Source organism: Phyllobacterium zundukense, from assembly GCF_002764115.1.
Taxonomy (GTDB): Bacteria; Pseudomonadota; Alphaproteobacteria; order Rhizobiales; family Rhizobiaceae; genus Phyllobacterium; species Phyllobacterium zundukense.
In genome coordinates this window covers 70,408-86,659 of the sequence record NZ_CP017943.1, presented here as the reverse complement: position 1 = coordinate 86,659, position 16,252 = coordinate 70,408, and the positions used below count along the sequence as shown (strand labels likewise).

Here is a 16,252-nt window from a genome sequence, read left to right as displayed (position 1 = left end):
ATCACACCCGATCCGTCGACTTGCGGCCGAACAGGCCCTGCGGCATGGCGAAGAGTACGGCGAGAATGATGATGAAGGCGGCCGCATCCTTGTATTGCGAGCTGATATAGCCGGCGGTCATCGCCTCCAGAATGCCGAGCAGCAAGCCGCCGACGAGCGCACCCTTCGGGTTGCCCATGCCGCCGAGCATGGCAGCGGCAAAGCCCTTGAGTGCGAGAGCAAGGCCGACGTCATAGCTGGTCAGGGTGATCGGCGTCACCAGCACGCCGGCGAACGCGCCGATTGCGGCGGACATGGCGAAGGAAAGCGTCATCACATAGTTGGTGTTGATGCCGACAAGCTGGGCGGCAACGCGGTTGTTCGCCGTCGCCAGCACCGCGCGGCCGATCAGCGTGCGCGTGAAGAACAGCCAGAGACAGAAGAAGACGGCGAGCGCGCCGGCAATGACCCAAAGGCTCTGCGGCAGGATGGTCGCGCCGCCGATGAGGATCGGCTGGTCGCCGGAAAAGGCCGGGAAACGGTGGATCTGCTTGTCGAAGACGAGCTGCGTCGCACCGCGGATGAAGATGGACGCGCCGATCGTGATGATGATCAGCGAAACGACCGGCGCACCGCGCGCGGGCTCGATGGCGAGCTTGTTCAGCACCACGCCGACCGCCGCCGTCGCGATGATGGCGATCAGCGCTGCCAGCGGTAGCGGCACGCCCGCGGCATGTGCGAAGAAAGTGATCATGCCACCGAGCATGACGAACTCGCCCTGGGCGAAGTTCACGACGTCGGAGGCGTTGTAGATGATCGTGAAGCCGAGGGCGACCAGCGCATAGACAGCGCCGACCGTTATCCCGGATAGAAGAAATTGCAGGAGTTCGGGCATGGATGCCTCCGCTTTCCAAGCGACGGTTTCCGCCGGCCGGCACCCTCAGGGCGCAGACCGGCGGCACGGTTCGATTACTCGACGATCTTCCAGCCGCCGTCTTCGATCTTCAGCATGCGGAAGGCGGAGAGATCGAGGCCAAGGTGATCCGTTGCCGACATCGTCACCGTGCCGGTCGTGCCGACGAGACCGGACGTGCCTTCGATCGCGTCGCGGATCGCCGATGGCTCGGCGCTGCCAGCCCGCTTGATCGCATCGACGAGAATGCGAAACGCGTCATGGGCGTAGCCGCCGAAGGTCGAAACCGGCTTGCCGGTCGCCTTCTCGTAGGCTTCCTTGTAGGCGACGACCACGGCACGCTGCGGGTCGTTTTCCGGCAGGAGGCCGGCGACGAGCAGTGCCGTGCCCGGCAGTTTTACGCCTTCGGCCGCCTGCGCGCCGGCAAGCTCGATGAAGCCATCGGAGGCAACCCCATGCGACTGGTAGAGCGGCAGGCCGACGGCGAGCTGTGCGTAGTTCCGGGTGACGATCGCCGGACCCTGGCCGAAACCGGGGTTCAGCACGGCCTGGACGCCATCCTTGCCCTTGATGTTGGTGAGCTGCGGCGTCATGTCGGCATCGGTCGGGCCATAAGTCTCGTCAGCAAGGACCTCGATGCCGTATTCGCCGATGATCGCCAGGCACTGCTTGCGCATCGACGCGCCGAAGCCGTCCGAACCGGAGATCAGGCCAATCTTCGTGATGCCGTTCTTCTTCATGTCTTCGAAGATCTTGGCGCAGGCCATGCGATCCGTATGCGGCGTCTTGAACACGAAGGGCTTGACCGGATCGATGATCTCGACCGCGCCGGCAAGCGAGATGAACGGTACCTCGGCATCCTCCAGAACCGGGATAATGGCCATGGACGTGCCCGTCGTCGTGCCGCCGATCAAGGCAACGACTTCGTCATCCTCGACGAGGCGGGTCGCAAAGGTACGCGCCTTGTTCGGGTCGCCGCCGTCGTCATAGATGATAAGCTCGAGCTTCTCGCCGTTGACGCCGCCGGCCGCATTGATCTCCTCGACGAGCATCTTCAACGTCTTGGCTTCCGGGTCTCCAAGAAACGAGGCGGGGCCGGTCTCAGAGATGGTCGCGCCGATCTTGATGTCGGCGAAGGCAGGGGCCGCGAAGCCAAGGACAAGCGCCAGCGAGCCTGCAAGCGCGGTGGTAGCGGAAAATTTCATGTCGGTTTCTCCTCCCAGAGAAAAGGTTTAAGTTGCAGTTCCTCTCAGGCCGCCACAGGGCGGCGCCACATCACCACGCGGAACCGGTTTGCAACGAAAGCCGCATCCGTAAGGCTGGCATTGCCCGCAGGGTTGGCTCCGGTAACGTGGAAATCGCTGAAGGCGGCGCTCTGGTTGACGTAGATGCCGCCGGTCAGATTGACCGAAAGATTGACACCCGCGAGCGCGAAACGATCGGCAGCGGCGAGAATCCGCGCCTCGTTCGTTTCGTAGAGGGCCGCCGTGATCGCGCCCTTCCGTTCGGCAAGCTCGGCTGCTCGGTTGACGCCGTCGGCTACGTCATCGACGGCGACGACGAAGGCAATCGGGCCAAAGCGTTCTTCACCATAAGCATCCGTATCGGCCGCATCGACGGCGACGATCAGCGGCGTTGCAGTACGCGCCTCTCCAAGTCCTTCGAGTGCCGCGGAATCGCGCACGACACGGCCCAGCGAACGGGATGATGCCACGCGGGCAAGCGTCGCGGGATTGGCAATCGCGCCGCAGACACCCGCCGCGCGGGCCGGGTCGGCCAAAAGGCCATCGACCGCGGCGGCGATTCCGGCTGCGACTTCGTCGAAACTCTTATGGCCTTCGTTCGTCTCGATGCCGTCTCGGGGTACAAAAATATCCTGCGGCGCCGTGCACATCTGGCCCGAATAGAGCGACAGCGAGAAGGCGATGTTGCTGCACATGCCGGCGAAATTGTCGGTGGCGCCGATGACGATCGAGTTGACGCCCGCTTCTTCCGTATAGACATCGGCACTACCGGCATTGGCGCGCACCCAGCTGCCGAAACTGTTGGAGCCGGTATAGTCGATGATGGCAATCGCCGGGTGCTGAACGAGGTCCTTGGTGATCTCGGAACCGGGCGCATCGACGGCAAGCAGCACGATATCAGCAGCAAAACCTTCCTCGACCAGCACCTGCCGTGCGATCTCGACGGTGATGGCAAGCGGCAGGATCGCCGCCGGATGCGGCTTGACGATTAGCGTGTTGCCGGTCGCAAGGCTCGCGAAAAGGCCGGGATAGCTGTTCCAGGTCGGGAAGGTGTTGCAGCCGATGACGAGCGAAACGCCGCGCGGGACGATGCGCCAGTGCTTTTCCATGACGATCGGCTCGCCCCTGCCCTGCGGCTTCGTCCAGGTTGCCTGCACCGGCGTGCGGGTCATCTCTGCATAGGCATAGGCGACGGCTTCGAGGCCACGATCCTGCGCATGCGGACCGCCCGCCTGGAAGGCCATGGCGAAGGCCTGACCCGTCGTGTGCATGACGGCATTCGCCATCTCGAAACTGCGAGCATTGAGACGGGCGAGGATTTCGAGACAGATACCGGTGCGAACCTCCGGAGATGCGGACGCCCATTGCGGCGCGGCAACACGTGAGGCAGAGACCAGCATATCAACGGAGGCAGCGGGATAGGCGATGCCAAGGGACGGTCCGAAAGGCGAAACCTCCGCACCGACCGTATCATTCGCGGGATGCCCGGGCAGGTTGAAGAATTTTCCGAGCCGTGCCTTATAGATGGCAAGGCCATCATCCTTGGCGGTCTCGCCATAGATCTTGCCGCTCGGAATTTCGGAATAGGCGGACCAATAGTCGCGCTTGGCAGCGGCATTCACTGCAGCTTGCAACGTCGGGCGATGGCGCTCGAAAAGTCCGGTCATGTCTGGCTCCTCCCAGTCTGTGCTTTTATAATTGACTGACCGGTCGGTTTATGCAAGAGTTTTTTTCAGTTGCCGCTGGGAAGGGTGGCAGGGAGGAAATATGTCGGATTCGGACACCATTCTGTCGGCGCTTGCCGATGGCGTTCTCAGCCTCACGCTGAACCGCCCGGACAAGCTCAATGCCTTCAACGAGGAAATGCATCTTGCCCTCCGCGCCGGTTTCGAGCGCGCCCACGCGGATGCCGACGTGCGAGCAGTACTCCTGACCGGCGCCGGCCGCGGCTTCTGCGCCGGCCAGGACCTCGGCGACCGCGACCCGAGCAAGGGCGTGCCGGACCTCGGCCACACGATAGAGACCTTCTATAATCCTCTGCTCCGCCTCATCCGCAGCCTGGAAAAACCGGTCATCTGTGCGGTGAATGGCGTTGCCGCCGGCGCCGGCGCCAACATCGCTTTTGCCTGCGACATCACGCTGGCCGCCCGCTCGGCCCGCTTCATCCAGGCTTTCGCCAAGATCGGCCTCGTGCCGGATTCCGGCGGCACCTGGAGCCTGCCGCGCCTCATCGGCGAGGCGCGCGCCAAGGCCCTCGCGTTGACGGCAGAGCCGCTCGGCGCGGAAATTGCCGCCGACTGGGGCCTGATCTGGCGCGCGATCAACGACGACGCGCTGATGGAAGAGGCGACCGCGCTCGCCACCCGCCTCGCCGCCGGCCCGACCAAGGGCCTCGGCATGACGAAGCGCGCCATCCAGGCCGCCGCTACCAATTCGCTCGACCAGCAGCTCGACCTTGAACGCGATCTGCAGCGCGAGGCCGGCCGCAGCGCCGACTATGCCGAAGGCGTTTCCGCCTTCCTCGAAAAGCGCAAGCCGGAGTTCAAGGGCCGATGAACGACGCCGCCAGCCTTTCCCCGCAGGCGCTTGCCGAAGCCTGCGCCAAAGCCATGTGGGAGGATGACAACGCGACCCGCCATCTCGGCATGGAGATCGTCTCCGTAGCACCGGGTGAAGCGGTGATCGCGATGACGATCACTGACGCCATGACGAACGGTCACGGCACCTGCCACGGCGGCTATATTTTCACGCTGGCGGATTCCGCCTTCGCCTTTGCCTGCAACACCTATAACCAGCGCACCGTCGCCCAGCACTGTTCGGTGACTTACATCGCGCCGGCCTTCAAGGGCGACCGGCTGACGGCGACGGCACGGGAACAGTCGCGCCGCGGACGGGGCGGCATCTACGATATCCGCATCACCAATCAGGAGGGCGAGCACGTCGCGGAATTCCGCGGCCACTCGCGAACAGTCAAGGGTACCCATCTGCCTGAACAGGGCTGAGGTTGGTACCATCCCGCATTCTCGGAGGAGATTTTATGGAAGACCTATCCCCCCGCCCCGGAGACCTTGAAGCGATCGAGACGGCGTCGCGTGACGAGATTTCCACGCTGCAGCTTGAGCGCATGAAATGGTCGCTGACCCACGCCTACGAGAGTTCCCCCTTCTACCGCCAGCGCTTCGACGAGGCCGGCGTTCACCCAACCGACCTGAAGACCCTGTCGGACCTCGCGAAATTCCCCTTCACCGTCAAGAAGGACCTGCGCGACACCTATCCCTTCGGCATGTTCGCCGTGCCGCGTGAAAAGCTCGCCCGCATCCATGCCTCCTCCGGCACCACCGGCAAGCCGACCGTCGTCGGCTACACCGCGAAGGACATCGACACCTGGGCGACCGTCGTCGCCCGATCGATCCGGGCCTCGGGTGGCCGCGCTGGCGATATCGTCCATGTCGCCTATGGCTACGGCCTCTTCACCGGAGGCCTCGGCGCGCATTATGGCGCGGAAAAGCTCGGCTGCACGGTCGTGCCCATCTCCGGTGGCATGACCGAGCGCCAGGTGACGCTGATGCAGGATTTCAAGCCGCGCATCATCATGGTAACGCCTTCCTATATGCTCTCGATCCTCGACGAGTTCCGCCGCCACGGTGTCGACCCGCGCGAAAGCTCGCTTGCCGTCGGCATCTTCGGCGCCGAGCCGTGGACCAACGCGATGCGAGAAGAAATCGAACAGGCTTTCGACATGCACGCCGTCGATATCTATGGCCTGTCGGAAGTCATGGGCCCGGGTGTCGCCAACGAATGCGTCGAGACGAAGGATGGCCTGCACATCTGGGAAGATCATTTCTATCCCGAGATCATCGACCCGGCGACGGGCGAGGTGCTGCCGGACGGCGAACTCGGCGAGCTGGTCTTCACGACGCTTACCAAGGAAGGCCTGCCGATCATCCGCTATCGCACGCGCGACCTGACACGGCTGCTTCCCGGCACCGCCCGCTCCATGCGCCGCATGGAGAAGATAACCGGCCGATCCGACGACATGATGATCCTGCGCGGCGTCAACGTCTTCCCGACCCAGATCGAGGAACAGATCCTGAAATGTCGCGGGTTGGCACCGCATTTCCAGATCGAGCTCAGCCGCTCCGGCCGTATGGACAACATGACGGTTCACGTCGAATGTACCCTGGAAGCGACTGACGAGGGCGCGCGCGCCGGATCGGCGAAGGAGCTTGCCCACCACATCAAGAGCGTGGTCGGCGTCTCCACGAAGATTACGGTGCACGAGCCGGGCGGCGTGGCACGCTCCGAAGGCAAGGCAAAGCGGGTGGTCGACAACCGCCCGAAAGAATGAAACGCCGGGATAGCCCGGCACCGGCTTGACTGTGTATAGGGAGGGCGGCCGCCCTCCCCGCAGCCATCAGCCCGGAATGAGCAGAGCAGGACGACATGGCACGCACGCGCGCAGTGGATTTCGAGGAAAAACAGCGTGGCATTCTCACGAGTGCTGCGGCAGTATTTGCCGAGGTGGGCATGGAGAAGGCGTCCATGTCGATGATCGCCTCGCACAGCAATGTCTCGAAGGCCCTGCTCTATCACTACTATCCCGGCAAGGACGCGCTGATCTTCGATATCGTGCGCACGCACCTGACGGAGCTCGACGGCGCGATCGAAGCGGCGGATCGCAGCGATGTTGCCCCACAGGAGCAGCTGCGACTTCTCGTGAAGGCCGTGCTGAAGAACTACGAGGGCCGGGACAACGAACACAAGGTACAGCTCAACGGCACCAGCGCGCTGTCGCCAGAACAGCTTTCGGAGCTGCAGGCAATCGAAAGGCGGATCGTCAAGCGCTTTTCCGCGGTGATCTACGAGATCAACCCTGATCTCAGCAAGGAAAGGCCCTTGCTGATGCCGGTGACTATGTCGCTGTTTGGCATGATGAACTGGGTGTATATGTGGTTTCGACCAAATGGGCCGATCACCCGCGACGAATATGCGGATATTGCGACCACGCTCATACTCGAGGGCGTGAAGGCGGTTCGCTGAGGCAAGTTCGTCAATCGCCGAGCTTCAGCCGCTCGAGAACGAGCGGGTCGTATTCCGGCGCGCGAATGCGCCGCCGGTCGGGCTCAGGCGCCGTCAGCGGCGTAACCGGCGCCAGCTTCTCCTTTGCCTCGAGTGCCAGCCGCTGATAGATGGCGGTGCCGCGACGCTTCCATGAAATCTCCTCCGGCGTGAGTTCGCGCACCACACGCGCCGGCGCACCGATTGCCAGGCTGTTTGCCGGGATTTCGGCGCCAGCCTTGACGAAGGCCATCGCGGCAACAATGGCATTCTCCCCAATAACCGCCTCGTCCATGATGACGGCGTTCATGCCGACCATTGCATTGCGTCCAATTCGGCAGCCATGCAACACCGCACCGTGGCCTATATGGCCCTCCTCGCTGACAACGACGTCGAGATTTGGAAAGCTGTGCACGACACAGGTTTCCTGCACGTTCGAACCACGCTCAAGCACGATTCGCCCAAAGTCGCCACGCAGCACTGCACCAGGACCGACATAACAGGCAGCGCTGACGATCACGTCGCCAATGACGATAGCTGCCGGGTGGACGAACGCGTCAGGATCTATCACCGGGATCACGCCGTCATATGCATAGATCTGCGCCATCTAGTCTTCTCCGGATCTGTCTACGTCGCGGCCCGTCTCTGCAACCGACTCCAGCCGTTCCGCAAATTCGCGCCTCAACGTGCGGCGAAGTTCGGCCGCCTTATAGCGACGGATGTCGAAAAAGTCTGTCGTTCGCAGTTTCGGCACGCACACCGGCCGGCCGGCATCGTCGACGGCGACCATGGTGAAGTAGCAGGAATTGGTGTGCCGGCGGTGGCCAGAGCGGATGTCTTCCGCCTCGGAAGTGCCTCCCGTATGGTTGATCGAGGCGCGGAAGGTGACGAGCTCGCCGACATGGATCGGCTCCTTGAACATCACCTGGTCGACCGAGAGCGTGACCGCATATTGCTGCGAGTAGCGCGAGGCACAGGAGAAGGCCACGCGATCAAGCAGGTTGAGCAGCGCCCCGCCGTGGACCTTGCCGGAAAAATTCGCCATGTCGGACGTCATCAGAACGGTCATTTCCAGGCGGCGCGGGTCCTGCTCAATCGGGGTCATGCGGTCACCCTCGCGTTTTGGCCACCATCGTCAGAACGTCGTACTGCGCGACCGCGGCCCCGGTCTGGTTGGTTACCTTGCAGTCCCAGCGCACCTCGCCGTGCTCGGCATTGGCGCGCGGGTTGATCTCCTTGCAGGTGAGTTGCACCTGCAACGTATCACCCGGATTGACCGGCGTCAGGAAGCGCAGATTGTCGACGCCATAATTGGCGAGAACCGGCCCGGGTGCCGGATCGACGAACAGGCCGGCGGCAAAGGAGACGATGAGATAGCCATGCGCCACGCGCCCGTCGAAGAACGGATTCACCTTGGCCGCTTCCTCGTCCATATGGGCGTAGAAGGTGTCGCCGGTGAACTGGGCGAAGTGCTCGATATCGTCGAGCGTCACCATACGTGTCGCCGTAACAAGCTGGTCGCCGATCTTCAGTTCGGCCAACGACTTGCGGAACGGATGTTCGCCGCCCGAACGCACTTCGGCACCGGGGATCCAACGCCCGGTGACGGCCGAAAGCATCGTCGGCGTGCCCTGCACGGCGGTGCGCTGCATGTAATGCTTCACGCCGCGAATGCCGCCCAGTTCCTCGCCGCCGCCCGCGCGGCCGGGGCCGCCGTGGACGAGGCCCGGTAGCGGCGAGCCGTGACCGGTGGAGCTTTTCGCGCTGATGCGGTTACCGATCATCACGCGGCCGTGGAAGGGTGCGAGCCCGAGCACGACCTCTTCGGCAAAGGCCGGATCGTTGGTGAAGACGGAGGCGACGAGGCTGCCCTTGCCGCGCCGGGCAAGGTCTACCGCTTCTTCCGCCGTGTCATAGGGCATGACGGTGCTGACCGGGCCGAAGGCCTCGACATCGTGCACCGCGCGTGCCGAGCCCGGCTTATCACAATAGAGCAGCACCGGATTGAGGAAGGCGCCGGCGACCGCATCGCCAGACAGCACGCTCGGATTGTCCGGATCGCCCGCGACGATCTCGGCATCGGTAGCTAGATCGCGGATGCGAGCGCGCACTTCCTCCCGCTGGTCGAGGCTGGCGAGCGGCCCCATGCGGACGGCTTCGTCGGCAGGGTTGCCGATGGCCGTCTTGCCGAGGCGATCGCTGAGGCTCTGGATGAGGGCCTCGCCATAAGCGCGCGGCGCGATGACACGGCGGATCGCCGTGCACTTCTGGCCGGCCTTGACCGTCATTTCGCGGGCGACTTCCCTGACGAAGAGATCGAATTCGTCGGTGCCGGGCGCGGCATCGAGGCCGAGCACGGCGGCGTTGAGGCTATCGGCCTCCATGGTGAAGCGCACCGAATTGCCGACGATCGCCTTGTGCGTCTTGAGCCGCTGGCCGGTCGCCGCCGAACCGGTGAAGGTCACGGCATCCTGGCCTTCAACGTGATCGAGGAGGTCGCCTACCGAACCGCAGACGAGCTGGAGCGCCCCTTCCGGCAGGATGCCGGTCTCGATGATACGGCGGACCATGAGTTCGGTGAGATAGGCGGTCTGGCTGGCCGGCTTGACGATGGCAGGAACCCCGGCGATGAGCGTTGGCGCCAGTTTTTCCAGCATGCCCCAGCACGGGAAGTTGAAAGCGTTGATGTGGACGGCGACACCCTGCAACGGGCTCAGGATGTGCTGCGCGGAAAACGTGCCATCCTTGGAAAGCAACTCGACATCGCCATCCAGCAGCACGCGGGTGTTCGGTAGTTCGCGCCGCCCCTTGGACGCGTAGGAAAGCAGCGTGCCGATGCCGCCCTCGATATCGACCCAGCTGTCGGCGCGGGTGGCGCCGGTCGCGGTGGAGAGTGCATAAAACTCTTCCTTGCGCTCCATCAGGGCTTGGCCGAGCGCCTTCAGCATAGCGGCGCGCTCATGGAAGGACATCCGCCGTAATGCCGGACCGCCCTTCTCGCGCCCAAAGGCAAGCGCCGCCTTGAAGTCGAGGCCGGTGGAATCGATGAAGGCGACCGGCGCACCCGTCGAGGCATCGAGCAGCGGCACGCCTTCCTTGGCGCCAGCGACCCACAGGCCGCCGACATAGCTTTCGAGCCGGCGCGGCCGGTTTGCCATGACGTTCATCTTATTACCCCTCAGTCAGTTCAGGTTCAGTGCAGAAAGCTGCGCATCGACCTCCGCCCGCCATTCGGCAAGCAGGGTCTCGTTTGGCGTATGCCGCAGGCCGAAACGCGACAGCGTCTCGAAGCGGGCCGAGCCGGAATGGCCAAAACTCGCGGCGACGCGCGGATACCAGTAGGCGACGGAGGCTTTGGCCTTTGCACGGGCTTCTGCGTCATCGACGATCTGCAGGAGGCCGGCGAGGCCAAGTTCTGCATGGCGGGTCTCGCGCGGCAGGATGGCGCGGAAAACCTCGGCGAGCGGCTGGTAGGAGACGCGTGCCAGTTCTTTCAACTGCACGACGCTCGCCTGGCCCATCAGCACGTTCATGACGACGGCATCCACCCAGCCTGTGAGCGGATAATGGAAGACGGAAAGGCGCATGTCGCCGCCCTGGCGCGCCGCGCCGATATCCGCCTCGCGGGCGAGCCGAACCGCCCAGGGATGGTGCACCGCATAGCGTCCGCCATCGGCGCCGAAGGTTTCCATGACCCGCAGCACCTTGCCGGCATGGTCGGCTTTTTCCAGCACGATGCGGGCGGCAGAAATGCGCTCCTGAATGCCGGGGGCGTCGTTGATCACATCGGCAAAGCCGGCGGAGCCGGCAAGTTCGCTATCCACAAAACTCGCCATCAGCCGGAGCAGTTCGCCGCGATAGCGCGGCGGCACGTTGGCCGGCGATGAGAGCACGCCGCCCTTGACCAGATAGTCCTCGATCGGCATTGTATCGGACATGCGGTTTCCCCCTACTGGTCGTAGCTGACGACGATGCGGTCGCTGAGCGGGTAGCACTGGCAGGTCAGCACATAACCCTGGCGCACCTCGTAATCTTCCAGCGCGTGGTTGGTTTCCATTTCGACCTCGCCTTCCAAAACCTTGGCGCGGCAGGTGGAACAGACACCCGCCTTGCAGGCGTAAGGCGCGTCCATGGCGTTTTCGAGCGCGGCGTCGAGCAGGCTCTGGCCGTGTTTCGGGAATTTGAAGATGCGGGTCGCGCCGTCGAGGGTGACGGTTGCCTCGCAGGCGGCGGCGTGGTCGGCACCGTTGACCTGCCCCACCTTGCGCGGAGCCCGGCCGGGCTGTGAAGAGGCAAACAGCTCGAACTTGATCTGGTCGTCGCGAAGGCCATGCTCACGAAGGGCGGCGGCAATCGCCAGCATCATCGGCTCGGGGCCGCAGATGAAGGCTGTCGTCACCGACTTCGGGTCGATCCAGTTCCTGAAGAGGGCCGCGCATTTCGCGCCATCGATGCGGCCGGTGAAGAGATCGATATCCTGCGCCTCGCTCTCCAGCACATGCAGCACGGAGAGGCGGCCGAGATAGAGGTTCTTCAGGTCCTCCAGCTCCTCGCGGAACATGATCGAGCTGATCTGCCGGTTGGCATAGACCAGCGTGAAGCGGGCGCGCGGCTCGCGTGACAGCACTGTTTTGATGATCGAAAGCACTGGCGTGATGCCGCTGCCGCCAGCAAAGCCGAGGTAGTGTTTCGACACCTCCGGCTCCAGCGCCGTGAAGAAGGCGCCCATCGGCGGCATGGCTTCCAGCGTGTCGCCGGGCTTCAGGTTCTCGTTGACCCAGGTGGAGAAGCAGCCGCCATCGACGCGCTTGATGCCAACCTTCAGCACGCCCTCGTCCCTGCCGGCGCAGATCGAATAGGAGCGGCGCAGCTCCTCATCCTCGAACTTGCGGCGGAAAGTCAGGTACTGGCCCTGCGTAAAATCGAAGACGGCGCGGTCCTCGTCGGACGGCCGGAGCGTGACCACGACCGCATCGCGCGTTTCGCGGCGAATGTCGGTCACGGTCAGGGGATGAAAACGTGCCATGCGCGGGCCCTCTCCCTATGGGTCAGATGCACTTGAAATAGTCGAACGGTTCCAGGCAGTCGGTGCAACGATAGCTCGCCTTGCAGGGCGTCGAGCCGAACTGGCTGATCTTCTCGGTATTGGTCGATCCGCAGCGCGGACAGGCGATCGTCAGGTTCGAGCGGCCCGAAAGCCGGTCGACGCGTTTCATGAGCACGCCACCGGCGGCCGTGCCGTCGATCGGCGGGGCGATGCCGTAGTCGCGCAGCTTTTCGCGGCCCTCGGCGCTGATCCAGTCGGTCGTCCAGGCGGGCGAGAGCTGGCGTTCCAGCTTCACCAGCGAAAGACCCTTTTCCGCGAGCGCCGTCTCGATATCAAGATTGATGATCGTGGTGGCGGGACAGCCGGAATAGGTCGGCGTCACCGTCACCACCAGCGTATCGTCGCGCCAGGCGACGTTACGGATGATGCCGAGGTCGGTGAGTGAGATCACCGGGATTTCCGGATCCGGCACCTCCGAAAGCCAGTGCCAGACATCGTCGATCGAGGGACGGAGTGCCATGGCCATCACCGCCTCCTACCAGGTGGCGCCCGGATAGGCGCGCTGGAGGAACTGCATCTCGGACAGGATGAAGCCGAGATGCTCGGTGTGCACGCCGCGCCGACCGCCCTTGTGCATGTAGCCGTCGGCCGGCTTCTTCAGCGTGCCTTCGGAAAGCGCCTCAGTGACGATCTCGTCCCAGCCGGCCTTGAGGCTCTGCGGTTCCGGGATGACGCCGGCGTCCACAAGTGCCGCATCCACCGCATCGCTCGTAAACATCTCGCCGGTATAGGGCCAGAGATCATCCAGCGCCTCCTGCATGCGGCGGTGGCTTTCAGCCGTGCCGTCGCCGAGGCGAATGACGAGGTCGCGGCTGCGGTCGAGATGGTAGGAAACTTCTTTGAAGGCCTTTTCCGCGATCTCGGCGATGCGCTTCTCGGTCGAGCCTTTCAGCGCCTTCAGCAGCAGGTAGTGCCAGGCGTCGAAGAGGAACTGACGCATCAGCGTCTTGCCGAGATCACCGTTCGGGCGCTCGACGAGCAAAATGTTGCGGAACTCGTAGCCGTCGCGCAGATAGGCAAGATCGTCGGCCGAGCGGCCCTTGCCTTCCACTTCGCCGGCAAGGCCGAGCCAGAGTTGCGTCTGGCCGATCAGGTCGAGCGCGGTGTTGGCAAGCGCGATATCCTCCTCCAATGCCGGAGAATGGCCGCACCATTCGGAGACGCGATGGCCGAGGATCAGCGCATTGTCGCCGATGCGCAAAAGGAATTCGAGAAGCGCGGCCTGATCGACCGCCGGTTCAAGTGCTGCGGTCGCCATCACATGTGCCCCACTTCATCCGGAATGTCGAAGAAGGTCGGGTGACGGTAGACCTTGGAGTTCGACGGATCGAACAGCGGCCCCTTTTCCGAGGGCGCACTGGCGGTGATCTCGGATGACCGCACCACCCAGATGCTGACGCCCTCGTTGCGGCGCGTATAGACGTCGCGGGCATTGTTGATCGCCATTTCGGCGTCGGGCGCGTGCAGACTGCCGACATGGCGGTGGTTGAGGCCATGCTGGCCCCGGATGAAAACTTCCCAAAGCGGCCATTCGCTGGACATCGTTCTCACTCCCTTATTCAGCCGCAATCTTTGCGGCGGCGCGACGGTCAGCGGCTCTTTCCGCATGGGCGGTCAGGCCGTCGCGGAACCAGACGCCATCGTCCCAGGCTTGTCTGCGGGCGTCGAGGCGTTCCGCATTGCAGGGGCCGTTGCCGGCGATCACGTTGAAGAACTCTTCCCAGTCCGGCTCGCCGAAATCATGGCCGCCCTTTTCCTCGTTCCACTTGAGGTCCGGGTCCGGCACGGTGAGGCCGAGATATTTTGCCTGCGGCACAGTCTGGTCGACGAATTTCTGGCGCAGCTCATCGTTGGAATTCTGCTTGATCTTCCAGGCCATCGACTGGGCCGAATGCACGGAGGCGTCGTCCGACGGGCCGAACATCATCAACGACGGCCACCACCAACGGTTCAGCGCGTCCTGCACCATGGCCTTCTGCGCCGGAGTGCCCTTCACCATCTTCATCAGGATGTCGAAACCCTGGCGCTGGTGGAAGCTCTCTTCCTTGCAGATGCGCACCATGGCCCGCGCATAGGGGCCGTAGGAACAGCGCTGCAGCGGCACCTGGTTCATGATCGCCGCGCCATCGACCAGCCAGCCGATCGCGCCGATATCGGCCCAGGTCAGCGTCGGATAGTTGAAGATCGAGGAATACTTGGCCTTGCCTGAGTGGAGCTGCTCGTACATCTGGTCGCGGCTGATGCCGAGCGTCTCGGCGGCGCAATAGAGATAGAGGCCGTGGCCCGCCTCGTCCTGCACCTTGGCGAGCAGGATGGCCTTACGCTCCAGCGTCGGCGCGCGGGAAATCCAGTTGCCTTCCGGCAGCTGGCCGACGATTTCGGAATGGGCGTGCTGGCTGATCTGGCGCACCAGCGTCTTGCGATAGCCTTCCGGCATCCATTCCTTCGGCTCGATCTTCTGGCCGGCGTCGACGCGCTCCTGGAAGGCGCGCTCGTGGGGTTCCATCTCGTCGAGGGACCGGACGCGCGCGGCATCGGTCTTCACCATCTGGGCATACATGGTCTTTCCTCCTGTTTCCGGCGCGTCAGACGCGCTCGAGAATGATGGCGATGCCCTGGCCGACGCCGATGCACATCGTGCAAAGTGCATAGCGCCCGCCCTGGCGGTGGAGCTGATAGGTGGCGGTGGTGACAAGCCGCGCACCGCTCATGCCGAGCGGATGGCCGATGGCGATGGCGCCGCCGTTCGGGTTCACATGCGCCGCATCGTCCGGCAGGCCGAGATCGCGCAGAACCGCCAGCGCCTGCGAGGCGAAGGCCTCGTTGAGTTCGATGACATCCATCTGGTCAAGCGACAGGCCGGCGCGCTCCAGCACCCGGCGCGTCGCCGGTGCCGGGCCGACGCCCATGATGCGCGGCTCGACGCCCGCCGCCGCCATGGCGACGATGCGGGCCTTCGGCGTCAGGCCTTGTGCCTTCGCAACAGCCTCATTGGCGATAAGCAGAGCGGCCGCACCATCATTGACGCCCGAGGCATTGCCGGCGGTGACGGACAGGTCCGGGCCGTTGACGCCCTTGAGCTTGCCGAGTTGCTCGGCCGTCGTGCCGGGACGCGGATGTTCGTCGCGGTCGACGACGAGCGGATCGCCCTTCTTCTGCGGCACAGGAACGGGCACGATCTCATCGGCAAAGATACCGGCCTCGTGCGCGGCCGCCCAGCGGGCCTGGCTGCGCGCGGCGAAGGCGTCCTGATCCTCGCGGCTGACGGCATAGTCTGCGGCGACGTTGTCGGCCGTTTCCGGCATGGAGTCGACACCAAAAGCCTTTTTCGTTGTCGGATTGACGAAGCGCCAGCCGATCGTCGTGTCGTAGACGGCATTGGCGCGGGAGAAGGCACTTTCCGCCTTCGGCATGACGAAGGGCGCGCGGCTCATGCTCTCGACGCCACCGGCAATGACGAAATCACAGTCGCCGGCGCGGATGGCGCGCGCGGCCATGCCGACGGCATCCATGCCGGAGCCACAGAGGCGGTTGACGGTGGTGGCAGGAACGGAAACGGGAAGGCCCGAAAGCAGCACGGCCATGCGGCCCACATTGCGGTTGTCTTCGCCGGCCTGGTTGGCGCAACCGTAGATGAGGTCGTCCACCTTGGACCAGTCGACGTCGGGATTGCGCGCCATCAGCCCGGCAAGCGGCACGGCCGCAAGGTCATCGGCACGCACCGACGACAGCAGGCCGCCATAACGGCCGATGGGCGTGCGGACGGCATCGCAGATAAAGGCTTCAGGCATTTTCCGTAATCCTCCGAAAGACGGGGCTATCCTCTTTAGCCAACCGATCGGTCAATGAATAACTCCAAAAGCATCACACTTCAATTCATTTTTTGGTGTTTTTTGTGATGTTTTCGTAAGTAGCTGGTTTTATTATCGTATTTTTCGTCTATGTTGAGCC

17 protein-coding genes are annotated in these 16,252 nt (G+C 63.7%); 4 read left to right on the top strand and 13 right to left on the bottom strand.

All coding sequences use genetic code 11. The features are described from left to right. Nucleotide 1: 1 nt before the first annotated feature. The 3 genes from BLM14_RS26050 to paaN all read right to left on the bottom strand — a co-directional run bounded on the left by BLM14_RS26050 (nucleotide 2) and on the right by paaN (nucleotide 3,803). The gene (locus tag BLM14_RS26050; RefSeq protein WP_100002999.1) at nucleotides 2-874 is read right to left on the bottom strand and encodes a branched-chain amino acid ABC transporter permease; all 873 of its coding nucleotides are present in this window, start codon (nucleotides 872-874) and stop codon (nucleotides 2-4) included. 74 nt (nucleotides 875-948) lie between these two features. Further along, entirely contained in the window at nucleotides 949-2,097 is a 1,149-nt protein-coding gene (locus BLM14_RS26045) for an ABC transporter substrate-binding protein (protein ID WP_100002998.1), read from the bottom strand. A 44-nt stretch (nucleotides 2,098-2,141) separates the two neighbouring features. Next, the gene (gene paaN, locus BLM14_RS26040; protein WP_100002997.1) at nucleotides 2,142-3,803 is read right to left on the bottom strand and encodes a phenylacetic acid degradation protein PaaN; all 1,662 of its coding nucleotides are present in this window, start codon (nucleotides 3,801-3,803) and stop codon (nucleotides 2,142-2,144) included. A 100-nt stretch (nucleotides 3,804-3,903) separates the two neighbouring features. On the opposite strand from paaN, the gene paaG reads away from it, so the two are divergent. The 4 genes from paaG to BLM14_RS26020 all read left to right on the top strand — a co-directional run bounded on the left by paaG (nucleotide 3,904) and on the right by BLM14_RS26020 (nucleotide 7,176). Beyond that, the gene (gene paaG / locus BLM14_RS26035) at nucleotides 3,904-4,692 is read left to right on the top strand and encodes a 2-(1,2-epoxy-1,2-dihydrophenyl)acetyl-CoA isomerase PaaG (protein WP_100002996.1); all 789 of its coding nucleotides are present in this window, start codon (nucleotides 3,904-3,906) and stop codon (nucleotides 4,690-4,692) included. Then, the gene (gene paaI / locus BLM14_RS26030) at nucleotides 4,689-5,138 is read left to right on the top strand and encodes a hydroxyphenylacetyl-CoA thioesterase PaaI (protein ID WP_100002995.1); all 450 of its coding nucleotides are present in this window, start codon (nucleotides 4,689-4,691) and stop codon (nucleotides 5,136-5,138) included. The genes paaG and paaI overlap by 4 nt, the downstream gene beginning before the upstream one ends. Nucleotides 5,139-5,173: 35 nt before the next feature. Beyond that, complete coding sequence (gene paaK / locus BLM14_RS26025; RefSeq protein WP_100002994.1) at nucleotides 5,174-6,484, top strand: phenylacetate--CoA ligase PaaK; 1,311 nt, start codon at nucleotides 5,174-5,176, stop codon at nucleotides 6,482-6,484. Nucleotides 6,485-6,579: 95 nt separating this feature from the next. Continuing rightward, on the top strand, nucleotides 6,580-7,176 hold the full coding sequence (locus BLM14_RS26020) for a TetR/AcrR family transcriptional regulator (RefSeq protein WP_100002993.1): 597 nt from the start codon (nucleotides 6,580-6,582) through the stop codon (nucleotides 7,174-7,176). Between the two features lie 10 nt (nucleotides 7,177-7,186). Here BLM14_RS26020 and BLM14_RS26015 read toward each other — a convergent pair whose 3' ends face one another. The 10 genes from BLM14_RS26015 to pcaF are packed head-to-tail and all read right to left on the bottom strand — an operon-like array spanning nucleotide 7,187 to nucleotide 16,092. Beyond that, on the bottom strand, nucleotides 7,187-7,801 hold the full coding sequence (locus BLM14_RS26015) for a transferase hexapeptide repeat family protein (protein WP_100002992.1): 615 nt from the start codon (nucleotides 7,799-7,801) through the stop codon (nucleotides 7,187-7,189). Next, the gene (locus BLM14_RS26010; RefSeq protein ID WP_100002991.1) at nucleotides 7,802-8,299 is read right to left on the bottom strand and encodes an acyl-CoA thioesterase; all 498 of its coding nucleotides are present in this window, start codon (nucleotides 8,297-8,299) and stop codon (nucleotides 7,802-7,804) included. A 4-nt stretch (nucleotides 8,300-8,303) separates the two neighbouring features. Beyond that, entirely contained in the window at nucleotides 8,304-10,361 is a 2,058-nt protein-coding gene (gene paaZ, locus BLM14_RS26005; RefSeq protein ID WP_100002990.1) for a phenylacetic acid degradation bifunctional protein PaaZ, read from the bottom strand. A gap of 15 nt (nucleotides 10,362-10,376) precedes the next feature. After that, a complete protein-coding gene (locus tag BLM14_RS26000; protein ID WP_100002989.1) occupies nucleotides 10,377-11,132 on the bottom strand; it encodes a Phenylacetic acid catabolic protein in 756 nt (251 codons plus the stop codon). A gap of 11 nt (nucleotides 11,133-11,143) precedes the next feature. After that, nucleotides 11,144-12,220 (bottom strand): 1,2-phenylacetyl-CoA epoxidase subunit PaaE, encoded by a 1,077-nt coding sequence (gene paaE / locus BLM14_RS25995; RefSeq protein WP_100002988.1) that lies wholly within the window; start codon nucleotides 12,218-12,220, stop codon nucleotides 11,144-11,146. 22 nt (nucleotides 12,221-12,242) lie between these two features. After that, nucleotides 12,243-12,767, bottom strand: coding sequence for a 1,2-phenylacetyl-CoA epoxidase subunit PaaD (paaD, locus tag BLM14_RS25990; protein WP_100002987.1), 525 nt, complete (start codon nucleotides 12,765-12,767; stop codon nucleotides 12,243-12,245). Nucleotides 12,768-12,776: 9 nt separating this feature from the next. Then, a complete protein-coding gene (gene paaC, locus BLM14_RS25985) occupies nucleotides 12,777-13,559 on the bottom strand; it encodes a 1,2-phenylacetyl-CoA epoxidase subunit PaaC (protein WP_100002986.1) in 783 nt (260 codons plus the stop codon). After that, complete coding sequence (gene paaB / locus BLM14_RS25980; protein WP_069061017.1) at nucleotides 13,559-13,843, bottom strand: 1,2-phenylacetyl-CoA epoxidase subunit PaaB; 285 nt, start codon at nucleotides 13,841-13,843, stop codon at nucleotides 13,559-13,561. The genes paaC and paaB overlap by 1 nt, the downstream gene beginning before the upstream one ends. Before the next feature lie 13 nt (nucleotides 13,844-13,856). Beyond that, a complete protein-coding gene (paaA, locus tag BLM14_RS25975) occupies nucleotides 13,857-14,861 on the bottom strand; it encodes a 1,2-phenylacetyl-CoA epoxidase subunit PaaA (RefSeq protein ID WP_100002985.1) in 1,005 nt (334 codons plus the stop codon). 25 nt (nucleotides 14,862-14,886) lie between these two features. Beyond that, on the bottom strand, nucleotides 14,887-16,092 hold the full coding sequence (pcaF, locus tag BLM14_RS25970) for a 3-oxoadipyl-CoA thiolase (protein WP_100002984.1): 1,206 nt from the start codon (nucleotides 16,090-16,092) through the stop codon (nucleotides 14,887-14,889). Nucleotides 16,093-16,252: the final 160 nt, after the last annotated feature.